15 protein-coding genes and 1 other RNA gene are annotated in these 21,979 nt (G+C 58.8%); 3 read left to right on the top strand and 13 right to left on the bottom strand.

Annotated elements, in window-relative coordinates; all coding sequences use genetic code 11:
- Positions 1-114: 114 nt before the first annotated feature.
- Genes bcsE through bcsG form a run of 3 tightly spaced genes read left to right on the top strand, consistent with a single transcriptional unit; the run spans position 115 to position 3,534 of the window.
- A complete protein-coding gene (bcsE, locus tag RTM13_RS09410; protein ID WP_312211787.1) occupies positions 115-1,674 on the top strand; it encodes a cellulose biosynthesis c-di-GMP-binding protein BcsE in 1,560 nt (519 codons plus the stop codon).
- The gene (bcsF, locus tag RTM13_RS09405) at positions 1,671-1,868 is read left to right on the top strand and encodes a cellulose biosynthesis protein BcsF (protein WP_312211786.1); all 198 of its coding nucleotides are present in this window, start codon (positions 1,671-1,673) and stop codon (positions 1,866-1,868) included. The genes bcsE and bcsF overlap by 4 nt, the downstream gene beginning before the upstream one ends.
- The gene (bcsG, locus tag RTM13_RS09400) at positions 1,861-3,534 is read left to right on the top strand and encodes a cellulose biosynthesis protein BcsG (RefSeq protein ID WP_312211785.1); all 1,674 of its coding nucleotides are present in this window, start codon (positions 1,861-1,863) and stop codon (positions 3,532-3,534) included. Before bcsF ends, bcsG begins: the two co-directional genes overlap by 8 nt.
- A gap of 120 nt (positions 3,535-3,654) precedes the next feature.
- Here the strand turns inward: bcsG and RTM13_RS09395 are convergent, their stop codons facing one another.
- The 13 genes from RTM13_RS09395 to RTM13_RS09335 form a co-directional block, all read right to left on the bottom strand.
- The gene (locus RTM13_RS09395; RefSeq protein WP_312211784.1) at positions 3,655-4,650 is read right to left on the bottom strand and encodes a glycosyl hydrolase family 8; all 996 of its coding nucleotides are present in this window, start codon (positions 4,648-4,650) and stop codon (positions 3,655-3,657) included.
- A gap of 23 nt (positions 4,651-4,673) precedes the next feature.
- The gene (bcsD, locus tag RTM13_RS09390) at positions 4,674-5,153 is read right to left on the bottom strand and encodes a cellulose biosynthesis protein BcsD (protein ID WP_312211933.1); all 480 of its coding nucleotides are present in this window, start codon (positions 5,151-5,153) and stop codon (positions 4,674-4,676) included.
- Positions 5,150-9,130, bottom strand: a complete 3,981-nt coding sequence (locus RTM13_RS09385; RefSeq protein WP_312211783.1) for a cellulose synthase subunit BcsC-related outer membrane protein — start codon at positions 9,128-9,130, stop codon at positions 5,150-5,152. The genes bcsD and RTM13_RS09385 overlap by 4 nt, the downstream gene beginning before the upstream one ends.
- 14 nt (positions 9,131-9,144) lie before the next feature.
- Complete coding sequence (gene bcsB, locus RTM13_RS09380; protein WP_312211782.1) at positions 9,145-11,436, bottom strand: cellulose biosynthesis cyclic di-GMP-binding regulatory protein BcsB; 2,292 nt, start codon at positions 11,434-11,436, stop codon at positions 9,145-9,147.
- Entirely contained in the window at positions 11,433-13,541 is a 2,109-nt protein-coding gene (bcsA, locus tag RTM13_RS09375; protein ID WP_312211781.1) for a UDP-forming cellulose synthase catalytic subunit, read from the bottom strand. The genes bcsB and bcsA overlap by 4 nt, the downstream gene beginning before the upstream one ends.
- An 18-nt stretch (positions 13,542-13,559) precedes the next feature.
- Positions 13,560-14,363 carry a cellulose biosynthesis protein BcsQ gene (bcsQ, locus tag RTM13_RS09370; protein ID WP_312211780.1) on the bottom strand — a complete coding sequence of 268 codons (804 nt, stop codon included), beginning with the start codon at positions 14,361-14,363 and terminating at the stop codon, positions 13,560-13,562.
- Complete coding sequence (gene bcsO, locus RTM13_RS09365) at positions 14,354-14,869, bottom strand: cellulose biosynthesis protein BcsO (RefSeq protein WP_312211779.1); 516 nt, start codon at positions 14,867-14,869, stop codon at positions 14,354-14,356. The genes bcsQ and bcsO overlap by 10 nt, the downstream gene beginning before the upstream one ends.
- A 470-nt stretch (positions 14,870-15,339) precedes the next feature.
- The gene (gene dppF, locus RTM13_RS09360) at positions 15,340-16,356 is read right to left on the bottom strand and encodes a dipeptide ABC transporter ATP-binding subunit DppF (protein ID WP_312211778.1); all 1,017 of its coding nucleotides are present in this window, start codon (positions 16,354-16,356) and stop codon (positions 15,340-15,342) included.
- Positions 16,343-17,335 (bottom strand): dipeptide ABC transporter ATP-binding protein, encoded by a 993-nt coding sequence (dppD, locus tag RTM13_RS09355; protein WP_312211777.1) that lies wholly within the window; start codon positions 17,333-17,335, stop codon positions 16,343-16,345. Before dppD ends, dppF begins: the two co-directional genes overlap by 14 nt.
- Before the next feature lie 11 nt (positions 17,336-17,346).
- Positions 17,347-18,249, bottom strand: a complete 903-nt coding sequence (gene dppC / locus RTM13_RS09350) for a dipeptide ABC transporter permease DppC (RefSeq protein WP_312211776.1) — start codon at positions 18,247-18,249, stop codon at positions 17,347-17,349.
- Between the two features lie 9 nt (positions 18,250-18,258).
- On the bottom strand, positions 18,259-19,278 hold the full coding sequence (dppB, locus tag RTM13_RS09345; RefSeq protein WP_103820436.1) for a dipeptide ABC transporter permease DppB: 1,020 nt from the start codon (positions 19,276-19,278) through the stop codon (positions 18,259-18,261).
- Between the two features lie 162 nt (positions 19,279-19,440).
- Positions 19,441-21,048, bottom strand: a complete 1,608-nt coding sequence (gene dppA, locus RTM13_RS09340; RefSeq protein WP_312211775.1) for a dipeptide ABC transporter periplasmic-binding protein DppA — start codon at positions 21,046-21,048, stop codon at positions 19,441-19,443.
- A 722-nt stretch (positions 21,049-21,770) separates the two neighbouring features.
- Positions 21,771-21,905: non-coding RNA, RtT sRNA (locus tag RTM13_RS09335), on the bottom strand.
- Positions 21,906-21,979: the final 74 nt, after the last annotated feature.

Below are 21,979 nucleotides of genomic sequence, written 5' to 3'. Positions count from 1 at the left end.
GCCGAAAATTGATTTACATGCTAAATGTGATGTTCTTTAATTTCAATGTTAGGTTTATTTCTCGGCTTTCGCTAGTAAACTAAGGTGCAGACAAATTTGATTAAGAGAGACGCCGTGAAGCCCATATTTACCCTTGGCATCCAGTCATTATGGGATGAGTTGAGCCACATGCCAGCTGGCGGAGTCTGGTGGGTCAACGCCGATCGCGAAGAGGATGCCATAAACCTGGTGAATCATACCCTTGCTGCCCAGCATAAAAAAACCCGGGCGGCGCTGATAACTATGGGTAACGATCCTAATAAAATTATTAATTTAGAGGCCGGTCACGGTCCCGATAAAATCCATCTTTTTACTATGCCTAATCATGAGAACGGGCTATCCTTTTTTACCCGCGATCTCATCAGCGCTATTGACCCCCAACACTACTTTCTTGTTTTACTCTGTGCCAATAACGCCTGGCAAAATATATCCGTCGATAATTTGCGCGTCTGGCTGGAAAAAATACATGCTTGGGCGAAATATCACGACTGCACATTGCTGATAGTTAACCCCGGCAACAATAATGATAAGCAATACTCATTTTTGATGGGCGAATATCGCTCACTTTTTGGCCTGGCGAGCCTGCGTTGCCAGGCCGACATGCATCTTTATGACGTCGCCTTCTGGTTTAATGAAAAAGGCGTAAGCGCTCGCCAGCAGCTTATTGTTGAGCAAAATAACAGCAGCTGGAAAATAGCCCAGCAGGAGCAGGCGTCGGTGCAGCCGCGCAGCGATGAGAAGCGTATTTTAAGTAACGTAATGGTATTAGAGGGCGCGCCGCCGCTTTCGGAACACTGGACGCTATTTGATAATAACGAAGCCCTGTTTAGCGAGGCACGTACCACCCAGGCGGCCACCATCATCTTTTCGCTGATGCAGAATAACCAGATTGAGGGGCTGGCCCGCCAGATCCACACCCTGCGCCGCCAGCGCGGCAGCGCGTTAAAAATTATTGTCCGTGAGAAGAACGCCAGCCTGCGCGCCACCGATGAACGTTTGCTGCTGGGCTGCGGGGCGAACATGGTTATCCCGTGGAACGCGCCCCTCTCCCGCTGCCTGACGCTGATTGAGAGCGTGCAGGGGCAGCAGTTTAACCGTCCGGTGCCGGAGGATATCGCCGCCCTGCTGACCATGACCCAGCCGCTGAAGCTGCGCGGCTACCAGACATGGGACACCTTCTGCGATGCGGTAAGTAATATGCTCAGCAATACGCTGCTGCCGACGGATGGCAAAGGGGTACTGGTTGCGCTGCGTCCCGTGCCCGGCATCCGCGTAGAGCAGGCGCTGACCCTGTGCCGCCCGAACCGCGTGGGCGATATCATGACCATCGGCGATAACCGGCTGATGCTGTTCCTCTCCTTCTGCCGGGTCAACGATCTCGATACCGCCCTGAACCATATCTTCCCGCTGCCCATCGCCGATATCTTCTCGAACCGGGTGGTATGGTTTGAAGATAACCAGATTGCCGCCGAACTGGTGCAGATGCGCGCTCTGCTGCCGGAGAAGTGGGGTAAACCACTGCCGGTGATCGATGGGCCAAACCCCATTATTAACGCTGAACACAACGGCCAGAGCTGGCGGCGCATACCGCAGCCGCACCGGTTGCCGGGCGGGGCTTCGGAGCAGACATCATGATGCAGTTAAGCGATATCATTCAGCTGGTGGTGCTGTGCGCCCTGATCTTTTTCCCGCTCGGCTATATCACGCGCCACTACATTCGGCGAATCAAAGCCGTGCTTCGCATGCTGTTTATTAAACCGCGCTATGTAAAACCGGTTGGCACATGGCGCAGTGCTTCGACCGTCAAGGCAAAACGAAAAGATGACTAATCAAACCCTTACCGCCTCCTCGCCCTCACCGCTGTGGCAATACTGGCGCGGCCTTGCCGGCTGGAACTTCTATTTTCTGGTGAAATTTGGGCTGCTGTGGGCGGGCTACCTCAACTTTCACGCGCTGTTAAACCTGGTGTTTATGGCGTTCCTGCTGATCCCGCTGCCGCGGCTTAGCGTGCACCGCCTGCGCCACTGGATCGCCATTCCCATTGGCTTTGCCCTCTTCTGGCACGACACCTGGCTCCCCGGCCCGCAGAGCATGCTCAGCCAGGGATCGCAGGTGGCCGGGTTTAGCGGTGACTATCTGCTGGATCTGGTCACGCGCTTTATCAACTGGCAGATGATCGGTGGAATTTTTGTTCTGCTGGTGGCCTGGCTCTTCCTGGCGCAGTGGATCCGCGTGACCGTTTTTGTGGTGGCGATTATGGTCTGGCTGAACGTATTGACCCTGACCGGGCCGACCTTCTCCCTATGGCCAGCTGGTCAGCCTACTAATACCGTTACTACCACCGGTGGCAACGCCGCGGCCACTATCGCCGCCGCAGCGGACAAACCGGTGGTCGGGGATATTCCGGCGCAGACCGCACCGCCGACTACGGCGAACCTCGACGCATGGCTGAACAGCTTCTATACCGCAGAAGAGAAGCGCCAGGTCCGCTTCCCGACGCAGCTGCCTGCCGATGCCCAGCCGTTTGAGCTGCTGGTGATCAACATCTGCTCCCTGTCGTGGGCGGACGTCGAGGCGGCAGGCCTGATGTCGCATCCGCTGTGGTCGCACTTTGATATTCAGTTTAAGCACTTCAACTCGGCGACCTCCTACAGCGGCCCGGCGGCGATCCGCCTCCTGCGCGCCAGCTGCGGCCAGCCGTCGCACAAAAACCTCTATCAGCAGGCGGGTAACCAGTGCTACCTGTTTGATAACCTGGCGCAGCTCGGCTTCTCGCAGCAGTTTATGCTCGACCACAACGGCGTTTTCGGCGGCTTCCTGAAAGAGGTGCGTGATAACGGTGGCATGCAGGCTCCGCTGATGGATCAGGCTGGTCTCCCGACCGCCCTGCTCTCCTTTGACGGCTCACCGGTGTACGACGATACGGCGGTGCTCAATCGCTGGATGCAGTCCCAGGATGGAAACCAGCGCACGGCCACCTTCTTTAACCTGCTGCCGCTGCACGACGGGAACCACTTCCCTGGCGTGAGCAAGACGGCGGACTACAAGGTGCGCGCCCAGAAGCTATTTGACGAGCTGGATGCGTTCTTCAATACCCTGGAGAAATCGGGCCGTAAGGTGATGGTCGTAATGGTGCCAGAGCATGGCGGCGCGCTGCAGGGCGATAAGATGCAGGTTTCCGGCCTGCGCGATATCCCCAGCCCGTCTATTACCAACGTTCCAGCAGGCATCAAGTTCTTCGGGATGAAGGCACCGCACGAGGGTGCGCCGGTAGTGGTCGATCAGCCGAGCAGCTTCCTGGCAGTATCGGAGCTGGTTGCCCGTTCGGTGGACGGCAAGTTGTTTACCGAAGATAGCGTCAACTGGGACAGCCTGACCAGCAACCTGCCGCAGACGGCCCCGGTGTCGGAGAACGCCAACGCCATTGTGATCCAGTACCAGAACAAACCGTATGTGCGTCTTAACGGCGGGGACTGGGTACCGTATCCGCAGTAACGCCATTACGCCCGGCGGCGCATAGCTTGCCGGGCCTACGGTAAATACCGATATCAACGAATGGCATCTGTTTTGTAGGCCGGGTAAGGCGAAGCCGCCACCCGGCTTTTTTATTGCCTGCTACCGCTGCTCTGCCAGCCAGGAGAGCATCTTCAGGCTCGCGGAGTAGTAGTCGTCCTGAGCGGTAATCTGCGGCTCGCCATTTTTCACACCGAGGGTGAGATCCCGCACCGCCAGCTGCCCTTCATTCATATTGTAGGGCGCGCCTTCGTTGGTGGTAACGTTGACCCAGGCCGGGGTCTGGCTGCGGCTGAACGTCTGCCACCAGCTGCGCCATGGCGTCAGCAGCGGGCTATTTGGATCCTGCCAGGCGATATAGAGCGGAATACGTATTGCGTCGTAGCTCATGCGCGGCGGCCACTCTTTAGCGGGCTGCATCTTGCCATCGGCAGCCAGCGCCACCCAGTCGGTAGGCAGATTCGCCTTACCCCAGCCCATTTTACCCGTCAGCGTCTGCGCGTCGCGGATCAGCTCCCGCCACACCGTCAGGTGGCTGCGATCGGCGAACGCCTGCCACGCCGGGAAGATGAAATAGGAGGGGTTGAGGTTCACGTAGCTGTTGAGGTTGAACCCGTTCGCGCCCGGCAGCATAACGCGATAGCCCGCAAAGTTAATCACCGTCTGGCTCACCAGCGCTTTGGTGATGGCGTCCGAGGCGGCGCTGTAGCGCCCGTCATGCCAGCGCGTATCGGCCTTCAGTAGTGCCCAGGCGATCAGCGCGTCGCCGTCGGAGGCGTCATTTTTATCGGGGATCGGATCCGGCTCGACCGGGTTATAGCGCCAGTAGAACAGCCCGGTCTCTTTGTTTTTTAACGTCTTCTCCGTCCAGGCCCACATCTTGTCGAAGCTGGCGCGATCGTCATTCGCCACCGCCATCAGCATGGCAAAGCCCTGGCCTTCGGTGTGGGAGACGTTTTTATTGCCGGTATCAACGATACGCCCGTCCGGCATCAGAAAGCGGGATTTATAGGTATCCCAGGCGGTGCCCGCCTGAGCAAAAGAGGCAGACAGCAGCCCCCCCAGAATAACCATTACGGCAACGACGCGCTTAACCATAGCTGGACTCATTGTGGCTGGACTCACTGTGGATTGTGGTAACGGAACTGAACGTCGGAATGGGAAAACAGACGCTCGCGCTGTACGGTGACGTGCGCTCCCCCGCCCTGCGCCTGCAACCAGCGGGCGTAGAGGCCCTCCAGTATCGCACAAAAGGCGTGGCACCAGCGCTGCCGATCGTCATCGCGTCCCAGCGGTAGCCCCTCGTGACGCAGCAGCATGCCGTTTTCGTTGGCTACAATATCGATAAAGCCCCAGTTGAACTGGCGCAGCAGGGCATTGATATTCGCCTCCAGCTCTCCCACCGTTTCCGAGTCGGGCAGCGGAAAACGCTCGGCCATCGCCTCCCCCATCTGGCGCAGAAAAGGCTGGCTATCCGTCTGCCCCACGTTACGCACCATGTTGTCGATCATAATGGTCAGCAGATCGAACCAGCCCGCTGGCGTCTGCTGCTGCTGAAAGTAGCTCATCAGCGGTGAATATTGACCATGCTGGGTCATCAGTTGCCTCCTAACATATAGCGGAAGTAAAGCCCGGCGGTGCTTTCGTTGTAGTTGCCGAACGTGTCATAGCCGACCTTGCCGCCTATCGTCATATCTTTATTAACGTTGTAGTCCACGCCCGCCCGCACGGTGTAGCCGACGCCGCTCTCCGAGCTGCCGCCGTAGCGGTAGTCACGGGCATAGCCGAGGTCGTAGAGATCCTTCAGCAGGTCCTGCGCCTCGCCGCTGGTGGGGAAGTAGTCGCTGCTGTCCTGGCTGTAGGATTGATAGCCAACGGAACCGCCAACGTTCAGCTTCCAGTTATCAATTTTCTGCGAGAAATCTACCGGCAGCGAGACGCTGACGTAGTTTTGCGGGCTGAAGTAGCCGCCCTGACCGTAGGTGTAGTAGCTGAGGTTTTTCGAGAAATCAATCCAGCTGACGTTCAGGCCGGTCTGTAATGCCCGGAAATCATCATGATACGGACGCAGATAGACCCCGGCGCTGGCATTCATGCTGGTGTTGCTGGCAACGTTCTCCCCGATGTAGCTATAACCGCCACCGTTCACGTAGAAACCCGCATCGCCGTCGTCGTAGCCCAGCTGCGCGCTACCGCCGTTTTTCGTTACCCGTCCCCAGGTTTTCCCGGAGTAGGCATCCTTCATACCGACGTAGGAGAGCAGGCTGTCGGTGACGGCACGACGCTCGCCTTTGAGGATCAATGTCAGATAGTTGGTCAGCTTCGGTGACCACTGCACGCCGCCCACCAGCGTGCTGAGATCCTGACCCAGCGGCGTCGTGCCGATATCGATCCGGTACTGTTCGCCGCTAAGCGCCATCGCCAGCTCAACGCCATTGGCCTTTTGCGAGTCGGTCGAAGAGCTAATGCGGTTATCTAAACTCGACTTGAAGTTCGATACGCTGAGCGCCTTCAGACGGCCTGAGTCATACAGGCTGGCCAGATTTGCCAGCCCCGCATCGGTCATTGGAGAGAGGTTTTCACCGTTGTAGTCCAGCAGATCGCTGAAGTTCGCCGCCGTGGGATCCGCTGAGTTCTCGGTATTATCAATCGACGAGGTAATATTGCTGATCGCATTGTTGAGCGGGTTAGTGCCATAGCGACGCCATGCATCCCCCGAAGCGCTGCCTGCACTAAGCGTAATCGGCGTAGCGGTGAACTCGAAGCGCGATTCGCCAAACGGCGAGCTGGACCACGTCAGCGGTGCTTTAGCTTCGGTCAGCTTGCTGGTGCCAGATTCGCCGTCGCGGCCGCGGATCTCTACCCCACCCTGTACCCACATACCGGTTTTTTGCTGCAGATCCTGCATCATCTCATCGACCTGACGCAGGGTTCGGCTCTGCACGGTCTCCATCGGCAGATCGGTGCGCATTGTCCCCGGCAGCGTGCTGCCCGGCTCGTGCGCCGTCTGCGCCACCTGCCACGGCATGCTGTCGCCGTCGCTATACGCTGAACGTGCCGCCGTCTTGCTGTTACCCACAAACGGGTTGTCCGCCAGCAATACGCCGTTGATGGTTGGCGTGGCGGCGGCATTAGTGGACGCCATCCCCAGCAGCTTGCCCCGCGCACTGCGCAGGTAAGTCATCGCCTGCTGGTGGTTGCCTTTTGCCTCTTCCAGCCGGGCCAGCAGCAGCATCCGGTCCGCCGAGCTATCGTTGCGCAGGCCGCTGGCGAGACTCTGGGCCTTATCAACGTTGTTCTCCGCCAGCGCCACGTCAATCGCTCCCACGCGGGCGGCCTGATCGTCAGTATCCCGGGTTATCAGGTAGTCGTAGACCACCCCGGCCTCTTTGTTCATCTTGCCGGTCTGATAGAGGCGGGCCATGGCGAACATCAGATCGGTGTTCTGCGGATCGCTCTGCATCGCCCGCATCAGTTTGTCATAGGCGGCAGCGTAGTTACCCTGCTCGCGCAGCTGGTCGGCCTCGTTGATGACGTAGCCATTGCGGATCCCCGCCAGCTGCGTGGGCGTGCTGCGTGCCTGCAACTCTGGATTGGCAAGAAAAGCCTGCGCCTCGTTGTCCAGCCCGGCTTTATTCAGGACCGTAACCTGATCGGCATAGTCCCCGGCGTTGCCCTGCACGCCCTGGCGCAGGTTTTCCCGCACCAGCGCCACCGCGCCGTTGAGATCGCCGCTCTGGGCCAGCAGCTTCGCCAGCTTGCCCGCATCCACCGGGCTTTCCGGCGGACGATGGGTCAGGGTTTTCAGCGTGTTGGCGGCGGCAATATTATTGCCCTGAGCCAGGTAGCGCTCGGCGGTAGCCAGCTGGAGGTTATAGTTCACCCGCTGGGCCAGATCGCGCATCTGCCCGTTCTGACTGGCGGGAGAGATACGCGACAGCAGAGTTTGCGACTGCTGCCATGCACCATTCTCGCTGGCAAAGAGAGCCGCCGCGTAGAGCGAGCTGGCCCCCGCGCCGTTGCGCGCTGCCGGGGCCATCACCGTGCTGGCTTCGTCGCCGCTGCCGCTCTTTTGCAGCAGGCGGGCAAGGTCGAGACGCAGCCACGGATCGTCCGGCAGGCGACTCACCCCCTGCTGGAGGATAGCGATAGCCTGCCGGCTATTGCCCGCAGCGGCGGCCTGCTGGGCCTGACGACGAATGGGATCCCCCGGCAGACCGGTGACGATGCGCGGCTGGAGCTTCGCCTGTAGGCTGGCGGGCAGCGTGCGCAGCATTGCCTGCGCCTCGTCAGACTTGTTCTGCTCCCGCAGAACGTAGAAGAGGTTCTCCCTGGCGGCGGCGTTTTGCGGCTGGTCGTTTAACACCGCGCGCAGGGCCTGCTCCGCCTGGGGATAGTCTTTGTTATGGCGCAGGACGTCGGCACGGAACAGCTTCGCCGCCGTGCCGCGCTCGCCGCTCTGCTGGGCCAGCGGGGCGGAGAGGACCAGCGCCTGGCTGACGTTGCCCTCCTTCAGCGCCTGCTGCGCCTCGGCCAGCTGGCCGTAGAAGGCCGCGTCATCCGCCTGGGTTTTGCGCTCCGTTGAGGCCTCGCCCCCCTGGCTCGCTGCGCGGCTCAGGTACTGCGAGGCTGCTTTGTAGTCGCCGTTGCGCTGGGCGATGTAGCCCAGTCCGGCCAGGGCGTCGGCGTCCTCAGGGTTAGTTTGCAGTACCTGCTCAAACTGGCGCTTCGCCGAGCCGGTATCGCCGCTGTTGAGGGCGGTAAAGCCCTCGCCCTTCGCTGCGCCGCCGACGTTTTTCCGATAGTAGGCCTGCACGTCGCCATCCTGGGGGTGGCGCTGGAGGAAGTTATCGTAGTACCGCTCGTCTCCCGCCTGCGGCCTCAGCCAGAGCAGCGCCTGACGCAGGCCGTCATCGGCCTCGCGACTGCCGCTGGCCATCGGCTCCAGCAGGGCGATCCCATCGCGGCGGGTATCCTCCCGCCACGTCAGCATTTTACCCAGCGCGACCCGCGCCGCGTTGTCCTGCGGGTTCTCGGCAACAAAACGTTGAAGCTCCCCTATCGCCTGCGGGTAGAGCGACTTATCGCTGCCCATGGTCAGGTAGTACTCCGGAGCCAGGCTTGGTGGCGGGGTATCGCCATTAAACATGCTGCGCCAGGTAGCCAGCGCCGCCGGGACGTTGCCGCTACGCGCCTGCTGGCGGGCCAGGGTCAGCTGCCCCTGGGGCACCTGCGCCAGCTGTTTGGCGTTATCCAGCGCCTGTAGTCCGGCATCGTCCGGCGCAACGGCCGCCAGCCGGGTGCGCCACTGGGCAGCGGTTTGCAGATCGCCATTTTGCTGCGCCCAGAGCGCCATCAGGTAGAGCGCCTGGGTATTGTTGGCATCCACCATCAGCACTTTTTTCAGCGACTCGCTCGCCAGATCGTCGTGGGATTTCTCATGCCAGTAGTTGGCCTGATCAAACAGCGCCTTTAGCGCCGCATCGTTGGGCGCGGCCTGCGCCTGACTCACCGAGCCGAGCGTCAGCGCGCCCGACAGGCAGAGGGTCGATAACCGGCGGGCGGTTTTAATTGTCATTGTTGTCACCCTTTTCACTCTCCATCCTGCGGATCCAGCCGCTTACGCGCACGTCTTTTCAACAGGGCATACAGCGCCAGCCCGACAATGATGCTGAAGCACAGCCCCAGTACCGCCAGCAGCCCGGAGTGCTGGTTGGCATACCAGATCACCATCAGGTGCATCGGCATCTCGCCGCGCGGGTACTGCGTACCGACGCGGAAGCTGCGCACGCCGTTTTCGTTAGTGATGATGGCCGCGTCGCCGCGAATGCCGGCGTTAATCTTCGGCGAGGCGAGATCGCTATGCAGCCGCGAGAGCTGGTCGTCGCTGCTGCCGATGGCGGTCACTACCGTGCGTCCGCTGCTCCACGGCGAGCGGAAGCTGACGAAACCGCGCCAGGACTCGTTCGACGAGAAGTAGCGATCGGCCTCAAGACCGTCTGCGTTCCAGTCCCCGGCCATCCAGCGCTGGATCTTCTGCCACTGGCTCGGCTCACGCACGCTCAGTAGATTGTCATGGGTTACGAAGGGCGAGGTTTTTAACAGCTCGCGGTTAAAGTCGTGCTGATCCAGCCCGGTGACTGCCAGCACGTCGCGATCGCGCAGCAGTTCAAGGTTCGATCCGGCAGTGGGTATGCCCAGCACCACGCGGTTGTGGCTCAGCGCCGTCCCGGTGGCGTTACCGGAGCGGGCCGCCATGTCGAGCAGCGTGCCAACCTGGATCTCGGTGGGCTTCTCCGGCAGCAGCAGCACGGTTTGCGAGTAGTCCGCCAGCCGGGTGAAGGGGAAGGAGGCCCCCACAAAGTAGGAGAGGTTTGGCAGCAGCGCGAAGTGGCGGGTGTGGCTCAGGTCGATCCACGAGTCGTCATCCACCCGGCTTTTGATATTGTTATTCAGCAGCACGCTGCACGGCGCGCTCTCCTTCGGCACGATGTTGAAGTAGAGCGACAGCTGATTGTCGCCGTAGATCATGTACGGCTCCAGCGGCATGTCGAACTGCTCCTGGCGCGCGTCGCCGCCCATTTTGTGCCACAGCGTCTCCAGCGCCCCCTGCTTGTTGACCGGCAGGTTGTGCAGGAAGGTGTCGTTCATGGTCATGCTGAGCCAGGAGCGATCCTCATCAATCCAGCTCTCCGACGGGAAGCGGTAGCCAATGCGCAGCGGAATGGTTTCGCCATCCCAGAGGAAAAGATCCGGCGCGGCGCGGAAGGCCACCCGCAGCGCATCGTGCCAGATCCCGTTCACGGTCATACTTTGATCCTTGCGGATCAGCTCCGAGAGCTTCACCGGACGATCCGTGGGGATCCAGCGCGGCGCATCGTAGGGTTTGCTGACCGGGATCGACTCGCCGTCCACCGTGACGCTCGGGGTTTGCAGGACAAAGTTGCCCCGCGTCAGACGCCAGGCCGCCGCCCGCAGGGCGCGATCGTCGTTGCCCACCACCAGCAGCAGCTTATAGGGAGGATTCGCCGGGTTATCGATAATGCTCAACGTCGGCCCGCTGCCCTGGGGCAGGGTCAGGCCGCCGATACGCTCGCCAGGGTGGCCGACCAGGATGCCGTTCTTCTCCGGCAGGCGATCGCTCCGGGCAGCGAACGAGACGCCGCGATAGTCCGCCTGGATACCCATCCATGAGGAGATCAACGCCGCCGCGCTGATGGTGTCCGCCGTCAGCGTTGCCGGGAAAGCAAAAGCGATGGTGGCAGGCGTCATCTGCATGCTGTCAAAGAAGGGGCGCGGGAAGTGGCTGAGATCGGAGCCGATATCCAGCTGCTGCCCCTCAAGGCTAAACTTCGAGTCCGGCAGGATGGTCACGCGGTACTTATCCGTGAGATCGCGCTGGCACATCATCGCGTCGCCGTCGTTGACCTTAAAGCTAAGGGTATTACTGGAGACCAGCAGCGCCGCCGGGAGATCAAGCTGGAAGCGGGAGACGTCGCTGTCGGCAGCTCCCAGCGGCACGGTGCCCAGCGGCTGGCCGTTGAGCATCAGCTGCATCGTGGCGTTGCGGGTCGCCATCGCCGGGGAGACCTTCAGGTTCAGCGCCAGCTGGGCGTTGGTGATCACCTGACTCACCGGCAGGGTAAAAGCCACCCCGCCCTGCAGCTGGCCACCGCTGAGGACGATGCCCTGCGGCTGGCCCATCTGCGCCAGGGTAATATCGTTCACCACCGTCGGGATAAAGGCCGTCGGCGCAGGTGCCGGGTTAACTACCGGTGGGGGCAGATCCAACGGCAGCAGATCGGCAGGCGTGGTCTCCTCCCCGTAGAGTGGCGTAATGAACAGTGCGCTAACCAGCAGCGCCAGAGAGGTTAAACGTTTCATACGCTTCCCTTCTCCTGCGCAGCTTTGAGCACCGCACGCTGGCGGCGGTTTTCACGGCGTGACTTCCACGTCAGCCAGAAGAGGTCAAACACGCAACGCATAATGGTCAGCATCGAGCGGAACGGGTTGTCCTGCGGTCGTTGAGGTTGGATCCATGCATCGGCGCGGGAGAGCACCACCCGCACCAGCTCGCGGCGGCGGGAGAGCGGGATATCTTCAAACTTCAGCCGCACGTAGGTATCGTCGGCAGCGATGGTCTTCACCGGAATGCTGATCGCCCCAGACTGAAGCTGCAGCTCAATCTCTTCGATCTCATCGGTCAGGTGACGGCCGTCTGGTACGGCGACGCGGCAGCCGCCCATCGACAGGTCAGCGGTCTCGCTGCGGGAAGAGATGCCGCTGGCGTAGTGGATCAGCGTCGGAATTTTCACATCGATACGAATCGTTTTACGCGTCTGCCGCGTTTCTCGGGCAACGGCAATCGCCGCCAGCAGGAAGATCAGGCTGTAGAGCCCCCACCCGACGTTAAGCGCGATAACCTGCGGATCGACACCAAAGTGGTCATACGCGAAGGCGCGCACGATCCCCCAGACCACCGCAATCGTCAGCAGGAAGGCGATCACCAGGTGCGGGCGCACGACGCTGAAGTCAAAGTAGCCGACGTTGAGCAGGCCGCCCTTATCGGTCACGTTGAACTTGCCGCGTTTCGGGAAGAGCATGGTCACCATGGTGGGCAGCACGATATGGAACGCCAGCACCAGGTCGTAGATCTCACCCCAGAAGCTGTAGCGGTAGCGCCCGTTCAGCCGTGAGTTGAGGTAGATCGACAGGAACAGGTGCGGCAGCGCGTAGGCAAATACCAGGCTCGCCGAGGAGTAGATGATGTTGAGGTTAAACAGCAGATAGGCCAGCGGCGCGGTCAAAAAGATGATGCGCGGGATGGCGAACTGGTAGTAGAGCATGGCGCTGAGGTAGCACAGGCGCTGCTGGAAGGTCAGGCCGCGACCAAATAGCGGGTTGTCGAGGCGGAAGATCTGCGTCATGCCGCGCGCCCAGCGGGTACGCTGGATGATGTGCAGAACCAGACGCTCGGTGGCAAGCCCGGCGGCCAGCGGAATATCGATAAACGCCGAGCCCCAGCCCAGGCGCTGCATCTTCAGCGCGGTATGGGCGTCTTCGGTTACCGTCTCTACCGCAAAACCGCCAATCTCTTCCAGTGCGCTACGGCGGATCACCGCACAGGAGCCGCAGAAGAAGGTGGCGTTCCAGTTATCGTTACCCCGCTGGATCGGGCCGTAGAACAGCATCCCTTCGTTAGGAATATTGCGGCCCACGGAGAGGTTGCGCTCAAAGGGATCCGGCGAGTAGAAGAAGTGCGGAGTCTGCACCAGGGCCAGCTTCGGATCCTTCAGGAAGCCGCCGACGGTGGCCTGCAGGAAGATACGGGTTGCGACGTGGTCGCAGTCAAAGACGCAGATCAGCTCGCCGTTGGTCAGCTTCATGGCGTGATTAAGGTTGCCCGCTTTGGCGTGCGAATTATCGTTACGGGTGATATACCCCACCCCGACATCGGCGGCAAACATGGCAAACTCGCTGCGCTTGCCGTCGTCGAGGATATAAATTTTCATTTTATCCCTGGGGTAATCAATGCACTGCGCCGCCAGCACGGTGTCGCGCACCACGTCCAGCGATTCGTTATAGGTGGGGACGTAGACGTCAACGGTCGGCCACAGGCTCATATCCTCCGGCAGGGGCACAATCTCCCGCTTCAGCGGCCAGATGGTTTGCAGGTAGTTCAGCAGCAGCATCACCCAGACGTAGAGATCGGCGAGGAACAGGCCGATGCCGAGAATGGTCTCTATCTCAGAGTTAAAGTGCAGGGTCTGGGTGGCGCGAAAGTAGATATAGCGCGTCGACATCAGGAACGACATCACCACCATGATCACGGAGATGCTGCGCTTTTTGCTGTAGCCCATTAAGAAGAGAATGCCGATGCTGATCAGGCCAAAGAGATACTGCTTCTGGCTATCCATTGGCGTGATGACCACCAGCACGGCGGCAGGTGCCAGCGCCAGGATCAAAAGGTAAAACAGGAACTTTTTCATTGTTCGCCCTGGCGAAGATTAGAATCCAGACATCTTTGGCTGGCTGTGAACGGTGCCGTCGCCGACCCTCACGCCCAGAATATTGGTCACTTTTCTGGCAATCAGCTCGATATCAAACGCCGCCGCCGAGGCCGGGCTAAAATCGAAAATCGACTGCTGGGAGGCGTTGGCTTCTATCACGCTCTCATCACGATGGACCACGCCAATCAGGCGCTCGCCCAGCCGCTGCTCCATAAAAGCAGTAACGTCGCGGCTGATCTGGCGGCGGTTATCGCTCTGGTTCAGCACCACGTAGTAGCCCGCTTTGCGGTTAAGAACGTCGCCGGTCAGACGGTGGTTCTCCACCTGCGGCAGCAGGGAGAGCGAGGCGGTATCCGCCAGCAATGAGACCAGATGCAGATCGGCCAGCCGTGACAGCGCCTTCAGCGCAGGCGAGGGGCCGGGCGGGAAGTCGGCGATGATAATCAGGCCGGGGTAGTTAAGCAGGGTGCTCAGACCGCGCAGCAGGAAGTGCTCATCCTGAACCAGACGCGTTTCAAAGGCTTCGCGCTGCGGCTCTGTGGCATCGCCATAGGGCAGAACAAAGATATTGCCGCCTGCGGAGAGGACAAACTGGCTCCAGTCGGCGGATTCAGCGGCTTTCGCTACAAAACCGCGGCCATCGGAGAGCGGAACGCCAAAGTGCAGGCGCAGCGCATTCTGCACGTCAAAATCAATCGCCAGCACTTTGTTGCCCGCGCGCGACAGCGCATAGGCCAGGTTTGCCGTGAGGGTTGTTTTTCCTACTCCCCCCTTCGGCGAACAGACACAGATCAACGGCATGAAGCGATCCTTTCTAACAGCGATTTCAACGGCTGATTTTTTTCAACGGCGGGCTTCGCCTCTGCGGCTTTGGGCGCAAAGAGTTGGGAGAAATTCACCGGGGCGGCGGGTGCGGCGGCGGGGATTGGCACAGGTATCGGCGCAGGTGCCGTTACCAGTGCCGCAGGCGCGAGCACCGGGGCTGCGGGCGGCGTCGCCAGCTGGGCTGCGACGCTCTGGAAGATAGGCAGGGCGGCATCAGGAAGCGGTGCCGCGGTTAACACTACTGGCGCGACAAACGGCTGCTCTTTAAGAGCGAACGTATCCGGATCGACGGACTGCGGAACGGGCAGCGAGACGTGCCCGCCCATAGCCAGCGCCGACTCTTCGGTCGCCGGAGAGAGCTGGTTGATAATGGCCCAGCTGCCGTGGTCATGCGCGAGGTTTTGCGACGAGAAGTCTTTAAAATCGTGTTGCTGTGTGTGAGTCTTGTCTTTAAACCTCTGCAAATCATCATAATTATTCATAGCTATACTCATGATTCACAAACAAAAGATCCCAATACCGTTTTGACCAAAGCGGCTATTAACAGGCTGGAGTTTAAAATTTTATTATCGCGTAAATACGGGATCCGTTAGCGGGCTTCCATATGCTTAATTATTGCGGGGCTATATTACTGCTCTACGACTTTCGCCCTATTTACAGCACTAAGATAAACATTCGCGGGACACATGCTATCTTTTTTTGCCGTAAAAAACAGCAAAGCTTTTAATAGTGAAAAAGCGGTAAATAACTGGAATATCATGCTAATTTAAAGCAAATTAAACTTTGCGAAGGGGCTATTTAGCATTGGCTTTCAGCCTAACCGGTTGAATAAGATAGTTCTTAATTTAATAATTAGTTACTCCATGAAATATTTTGAAATACTTTAATTGGGCGCTATAAATAAAAAACCGGAGGCTATGCTCCGGTTTTGTGGATGGGTAAATCAAACGGCTCAGGCAGGGTTAATTGGCTTTTCGCCGTTCTCATCCTGGTCCACTGCAAAGCAGGCCACCAGCTGGCCGCCGTACGATTTCAGCTGCGGCTGAAGCTGGGTACAGGGGCCAAAGCGACGGCGGCAGCGGGCGCTGAAAGCACAGCCCGGCGGCGGATTCAGCGGGCTGGGCAGCTCGCCGGTCAGCTTGATACGCTCCCGACGATCGTCCGGATTCAGGCGCGGCGTCGCGGAGAGCAGTGCCTGGGTGTACGGATGACGCGGATTGCTGAAAATCTGCTCCTTGGTGCCCTTCTCTACGCAGCGGCCGAGGTACATCACCATCACTTCATCGGCAATGTGCTCTACCACCGACAGATCGTGGGAGATAAAGACGTAGGAGAGTCCCAGATCCTGCTGCAGATCCATCATCAGGTTCAGCACCTGCGCACGCACGGAGACGTCGAGGGCCGATACCGGCTCATCGGCAATCACCACGTCCGGATCGAGCATCAGGCCGCGGGCGATGGCAATACGCTGACGCTGGCCGCCGGAGAACATATGCGGGTAGCGATCGTAATGCTCGGTCTTCAGACCCACCTTCGCCATCATCGACAGCGCTTTCTCACGCAGCTCCGCTTTGCTGAGATTGCTGTTAATCTGCAGCGGCTCTTCGAGAATTTGACCCACTTTCTTACGCGGGTTCAGCGAGCCGTAGGGGTTCTGGAAGACGATCTGAATCTTCTGCCGGCGCAGCTTCTGCGCCTGCGGATCGTGCTTGAGCAGATCCTGCCCCTGATAGTACAGCTCGCCGCCGGTGGGCGTCTCAATCATGGTCAGCAGACGGCCAAGCGTGGATTTACCACAGCCGGACTCACCGACCACCGCGAGGGTTTTCCCGCGCTCAAGAGAGAACGATACGCCGTCCAGGGCTTTCACCAGGCGCTCCGGGGCAAACAGCCCCCTCTTCACCGGGTAGTGTTTTTTCAGGTCGATAGCCTGCAACAGCACAGGGGTTGTGGCCTCATGCGTACTCATAATTAGGCCTCCCGGCATCATCGAGTGGATAGTGACATTTTGAACGACGTCCGTTGTCCACCAGGTTTAAGCCTGGCTCTTCGACGCGGCATTTATCCGTAGCATACGGGCAGCGCGGGTTGAGCAGGCAGCCGGTCGGGCGATCGTATTTACCCGGCACCACGCCCGGCAGCGAGGCCAGACGGGCTTTATCCTGAGCAAACTCAGGCAGCGCACGCAGCAGCGCCTGAGTATAGGGGTGGCGCGGCGCACGGAAGATATCGTGCGAACTTCCGGTCTCGACTACCTGACCCGCATACATCACGATGATTTTGTGTGCCGCTTCGGCCACCAGCGCCAGATCGTGAGTGATCAGGATCAGCGCCATGTTCTCTTTCTGCTGCAGCTCCAGCAGCAGCTCGATAATCTGTGCCTGGATGGTTACGTCCAGCGCAGTGGTCGGTTCATCGGCAATCAGCAGCTTCGGCTGGCAGGCGATAGCCATCGCAATCATTACGCGCTGGCTCATCCCACCGGAGAGCTGGTGCGGATAGACGTCAAGCCGCGACGCCGGATCCGGAATGCCTACCTGGGTCAGCAGGTCGATAGCCCGTTGGCGACGGGTGCGTTTGCTGCCGCCCTGGTGCACCTTAATGGCTTCCATAATCTGAAAGCCAACCGTGTAACACGGGTTAAGGCTGGTCATCGGGTCCTGGAAGATCATCGCCACGTCGGCACCCACCAGATTGCGGCGCTCTTTTTCAGAGATGCGCTTCAGGTCCTGGCCGTTAAACTCCAGTTTCTCTGCCATCACCCGGCCCGGGAAGTCAATCAGGCCCATAATCGCCAGCGAGCTGACGGATTTACCGGAGCCGGACTCCCCGACAATGCCAACCACTTCGCCCTGCTCAACGCTGTAGCTTACGCGGTCTACGGCACGGAACGGTGTCCCTTCGTCGCCGAAGTGCACCGACAGTTGATCAATATTCAATAACGCCATTCTCGTGCCTCTTACTGCTTCAGTTTGGGATCGAGCGCATCACGCAGACCGTCACCCATCAGGTTAAATGCCAGCACCGTCAGCAGGATCGCCAGACCCGGGAAGGTCACGACCCACCAGGCACTCTGTGCGAACTGCAATACGTCGGAGAGCATGGTGCCCCACTCCGGCGTTGGCGGCTGCGCACCCATGCCGAGGAAGCCAAGGGCGGCCATATCGAGAATGGCGTTAGAGAAGCCGAGCGATGCCTGAACAATCAGCGGCGCAAGGCAGTTGGGTAAAATGTTGATGAACATCTGACGCATCGCACCCGCACCCGCCACCCGCGAGGCGGTAACGTAGTCGCGGTTAACCTCTACCAGCACGGCGGCACGCGTTAAGCGTACGTAGTGCGGCAGCGCCACGAAGGTCAGCGCCAGCGAGGCGTTAACTATCGAGGGGCCGAAGATAGCCACCAGCACCAGTGCCAGCAGCAGGCTTGGCAGCGCCAGCATGATATCGACTATGCGCATGATGATGTTATCGACGAGACCGCCAAAGTAGCCCGCTACCAGACCGAGCACGACGCCCATGATCAGTGACAGCACCACCACCAGACAGCCCACCAGCAGCGACAGGCGCGCGCCGTACATCAGACGCGACATCACATCGCGGCCAACGTCGTCGGTACCGAGGATATGCGCCAGGCTGCCGCCCTCCTGCCACGCAGGCGGGGCCAGCAACGCGTCACGGAACTGATCCGCCGGGTTATAGGGCGCAATCCAGTTGGCAAAAATGGCAATAATCAGCACCACCACAACGTACACCAGGCCGACGACCGCGCCTTTGTTACGTTTGAAGTAGTGCCAGAACTCCTGCATCGGCGTCATTGGCACCGGAGCGGAGACAACTTTATCTTGAGTAACTTGTGACATGATGGCCCCTTACTTCTTATGCCGAATACGCGGGTTCACCACGCCATAGAGCAGATCGACCAGCAGGTTGACGAGGATAATCATCGTCGCTACCAGCAGTACCCCACCCTGCACCACCGGATAGTCGCGGCGTTGCAGCGCGTCAATCAGCCAGCGGCCCAGTCCCGGCCAGGAGAAGATGGTTTCGGTCAGGATCGCCCCGGCCAGCATCGTTCCCACCTGCAGGCCGATAACGGTCACCACCGGCAGCATGGCGTTACGCAGGGCGTGAACGATAATCACGCGCATGCGTGTCAGGCCCTTGGCGCGGGCAGTACGGATGTAGTCCTCGCCCAGCACTTCCAGCATCGCTGAACGGGTCATACGGACAATGACCGCCAACGGGATAGTGCCCAGCACCACCGCAGGCAGGATCATATGCGCCAGCGCATCGATAAAGTTGCCCTCTTCGCCCCAGATGGCGGTGTCGATCAGCATAAAACCGGTGAGCGGATTGCTATCGTCGAGGAACACCATATCGCTGACGCGCCCCGAGACGGGGGTCAGGTTGAGCTGCACCGAGACCAGCATGATCAGCATCATGCCCCACCAGAAGATCGGCATGGAGTAGCCGGTCAGGGCCAGGCCCACTGCGGTGTGGTCAAAAATGGAACCGCGCTTCACGGCGGCAAGAACGCCCACCGGGATACCGACGGCCACGGCAAAAATCATGGCGCAGACACCGAGCTCCAGCGTCGCTTGAAAACGCGGCACGAACTCTTCCCACACCGGAAGACGGCTTTTCAGTGAAATCCCTAAGTCGCCGTGCAGAACGCCCCAAACGTAGTTGACGTACTGCTGCCACAGCGGCTTGTTGAGGCCCAGCTCAGCCAGCAGCTGCGCATGGCGCTCAGGGGAGATACCACGCTCACCCGCCATGATCATCACCGGGTCACCGGGGATCATATGGACAAAGGCAAAGGTGAGAAGGGTGATACCGATAAACGTCGGGATAACCAATCCCAGACGTCGGAGGATGAACTGCAACATAACCCGAATTCTCTCTGATGACGCACGTCCAGTGACGTAACGTCTGTATTGCTCACAAATCTAACGCCGGGTGGCGCTTCGCTTACCCGGCCTACACTCGTAGGCCCGCGCAAGCGTAGCGCCGCCGGGCATGGGGTGCAGTTGCACCCCTTACGCTTTTTATTATTCGACAGACACGTTTTCGAAGTGGTGTTTGCCTAATGGATCTACAACGTAGCCTTTCACCTCTTTACGCACTGGCTCGTACACGGTGGAGTGAGCGATGATCAGCGCCGGAGCCTGATCGTGCATCACCACCTGAGCCTGTTTGTAAAGCTCGATACGCTTGTTGTGATCGTCGGCGGCGCGCGCCGGCTGGATCAGATCTTCAAACGGCTTGTAGCACCAGCGAGAGTAGTTAGAGCCTTGTTTTGCCGCATCGCAGCTGAACAGGGTCGCGAAGAAGTTGTCCGGATCCCCATTGTCCCCGGTCCAGCCCATCATCACCGCCTGGTGTTCACCAGCTTTAGCACGCTTCAGGTACTCACCCCACTCGTAGGTCACGATTTTGGCCTGCACGCCAATCTTCGCCCAGTCAGCCTGAATCATCTCAGCCATACGGCGAGCGTTCGGGTTGTACGGACGCTGAACCGGCATCGCCCACAGCTCAACGGTGAAGCCTTTATCCTGACCCGCTTCTTTCAGCAGCTGCTTCGCCTTCTCTACGTCGTAAGTATAATCCTTAACGTCGTCGTTATAGCCCCACATGGTTGGTGGGATCAGGTTTTTCGCCGCGGTGCCCGCGCCCTGGTAAACGGCTTTGATGATCGCCTCTTTGTTGACCGCGTAGGTCAGCGCCTGGCGCACTTTCACATCATCAAACGGTTTTTTCTCGGTGTTGAAAGAGAGGTAGCCCACGTTCAGGCCCGCTTGCTCCATCAGGTTCAGGTTTTTATCCTGCTTCATACGCGCGATGTCAGCCGGATTTGGATATGGCATCACCTGGCATTCGTTTTTCTGCAGTTTTGCATAGCGTACAGAAGCGTCAGGCGTGATGGAGAAGACCAGACGATCGATCTGCGGCTTGGTGCCCCAGTAGCCTTCAAAGGCTTTGTACAGGATACGGGAATCTTTCTGGTACTGCAGCAGCTGGAACGGACCGGTACCGATTGGGTTCAGGTCGATTTTTTCCGGCGTGCCGGCCTTCAGCATGTTATCCGCATACTCTTTTGACATGATGGATGCGAAGTCCATCGCCAGGTCGGCCAGGAACGGTGCTTCCGGACGCGAAAGAATAAACTGAACGGTATGATCGTCCACTTTTTTCACTTCGCTAATCAGGTCCGGCAGGCCCATGCCTTCGAAGTATTCATAGCTGCCGCCAGAGACTTTATGATACGGGTTTTCAGCATTTTTCTGGCGATCGAAGGAGAAGACGACGTCGTCTGCATTAAATTCACGCGTCGGTTTAAACTCTTTATTATCCTGCCACTTCACGCCCTGACGCAGGTGGAAGGTATAGGTTTTACCGTCTTCGCTAACGTCCCACTTTTCAGCCAGGCCCGGAATCACTTCCGTGGTGCCCGTTTTGAACTCAACCAGACGGTTGTAGATCGGTACGGAGCTGGCGTCATAGGTGGTACCAGAAGTAAAGAGCTGCGGGTTAAAACCCTCCGGCGAGCCTTCAGAACAGTAAACCAGGGTTTTGGCCTGCACACTTGCTGCGACGGTCAGAGCCACCAGGCTGAGACCAAGCTTCAGCATCCCTGACTTCTTCAAGGAAATACTCATTATTCTGCTCCAATGTGATATGTGTTGTTTACCCGTTGCAGCGGGTATAACCGACAAACCTTTATTTATTTTTTACCGGTCTGGTCGGCGGTGCCCAAAGGCAGCTTAAGGGGAGGTGATTCCTTTCAACAGGTTGACTGAGTTGCAGTGCAGATTCTCCATGAAATGCCCCTCATGCCCTACAATCTGTCAACAGAATGTCAAAACGTCAATACAGGTAACCGGGTTTTACAACGAAGGTGAGAATTAACAAACAAAGCGTAAAAAAAGCGCAATCCGCTATTTCCAGCAGAGAAATTTGTGCTATGGCCTGCATGGCAGGACGATTAACTCCTCAGACCACGTGAACCAGCGTTTTGCATTAGCAAATATTGTGAAAAAATTCTGACAGGATGATGAATATCTGAGCGATTAATACCGCGAACGTTAAAACGCACAGCGGAAAATGCTGAGTTAGCCATAAGCAACGCGAAAAAAGATTCATCTATATATAAATAAATACAATGGAATATGTCACAAAACGGTTAACAAACGAGGTGAAAAGTCGGCGGGACGAGCACGCCCGGCGGCGCAAGCTTGCCGGGCCTACAGGGTGCACAGTTTTGCCTTTGTAGGCCGGGTAAGGCGGAGCCGCCACCCGGCGAAACAATGCAGGCCCGAGCAGGGAATTCAGTCAGGCACAAATGCAAAAAAGCCTGCTCTTAGAGCAGGCTTTTCAAATTTGGTCGGTGATAGAGGATTACTCGTCACTGCGTGACTCGCCCTGCGGGTCGTTGCTAAAGCAACGCTCTCTCGCTGCGCTCGAGTCGAACCTCCCTGCCCCCGGAGGTTCTCATCCTCACTGACTCCAGAAAGCAAAAAGCCTGACCGTGAGGTCAGGCTTTTCAAATTTGGTCGGTGATAGAGGATTACTCGTCACTGCGTGACTCGC

Source organism: Pseudescherichia sp., from assembly GCF_031979925.1.
Taxonomy (GTDB): Bacteria; Pseudomonadota; Gammaproteobacteria; order Enterobacterales; family Enterobacteriaceae; genus Pseudescherichia.
This window is presented reverse-complemented; position numbering and strand designations above follow the sequence as displayed.

Excerpts from the sequence above, each read along its gene's own strand:
- bcsQ (WP_312211780.1), bottom strand. The coding sequence starts at position 14,363 with ATGCCGTTGATCTGTGTCTGTTCGCCGAAGGGGGGAGTAGGAAAAACA.
- bcsO (WP_312211779.1), bottom strand. The coding sequence starts at position 14,869 with ATGAATAATTATGATGATTTGCAGAGGTTTAAAGACAAGACTCACACA.
- bcsB (WP_312211782.1), bottom strand. The coding sequence starts at position 11,436 with ATGAAACGTTTAACCTCTCTGGCGCTGCTGGTTAGCGCACTGTTCATT.
- dppB (WP_103820436.1), bottom strand. The coding sequence starts at position 19,278 with ATGTTGCAGTTCATCCTCCGACGTCTGGGATTGGTTATCCCGACGTTT.
- dppF (WP_312211778.1), bottom strand. The coding sequence starts at position 16,356 with ATGAGTACGCATGAGGCCACAACCCCTGTGCTGTTGCAGGCTATCGAC.
- RTM13_RS09395 (WP_312211784.1), bottom strand. The coding sequence starts at position 4,650 with ATGGTTAAGCGCGTCGTTGCCGTAATGGTTATTCTGGGGGGGCTGCTG.
- dppC (WP_312211776.1), bottom strand. The coding sequence starts at position 18,249 with ATGTCACAAGTTACTCAAGATAAAGTTGTCTCCGCTCCGGTGCCAATG.
- dppD (WP_312211777.1), bottom strand. The coding sequence starts at position 17,335 with ATGGCGTTATTGAATATTGATCAACTGTCGGTGCACTTCGGCGACGAA.
- bcsG (WP_312211785.1), top strand. The coding sequence starts at position 1,861 with ATGACTAATCAAACCCTTACCGCCTCCTCGCCCTCACCGCTGTGGCAA.
- bcsF (WP_312211786.1), top strand. The coding sequence starts at position 1,671 with ATGATGCAGTTAAGCGATATCATTCAGCTGGTGGTGCTGTGCGCCCTG.
- bcsA (WP_312211781.1), bottom strand. The coding sequence starts at position 13,541 with ATGAAAAAGTTCCTGTTTTACCTTTTGATCCTGGCGCTGGCACCTGCC.
- dppA (WP_312211775.1), bottom strand. The coding sequence starts at position 21,048 with ATGAGTATTTCCTTGAAGAAGTCAGGGATGCTGAAGCTTGGTCTCAGC.
- RTM13_RS09385 (WP_312211783.1), bottom strand. The coding sequence starts at position 9,130 with ATGACAATTAAAACCGCCCGCCGGTTATCGACCCTCTGCCTGTCGGGC.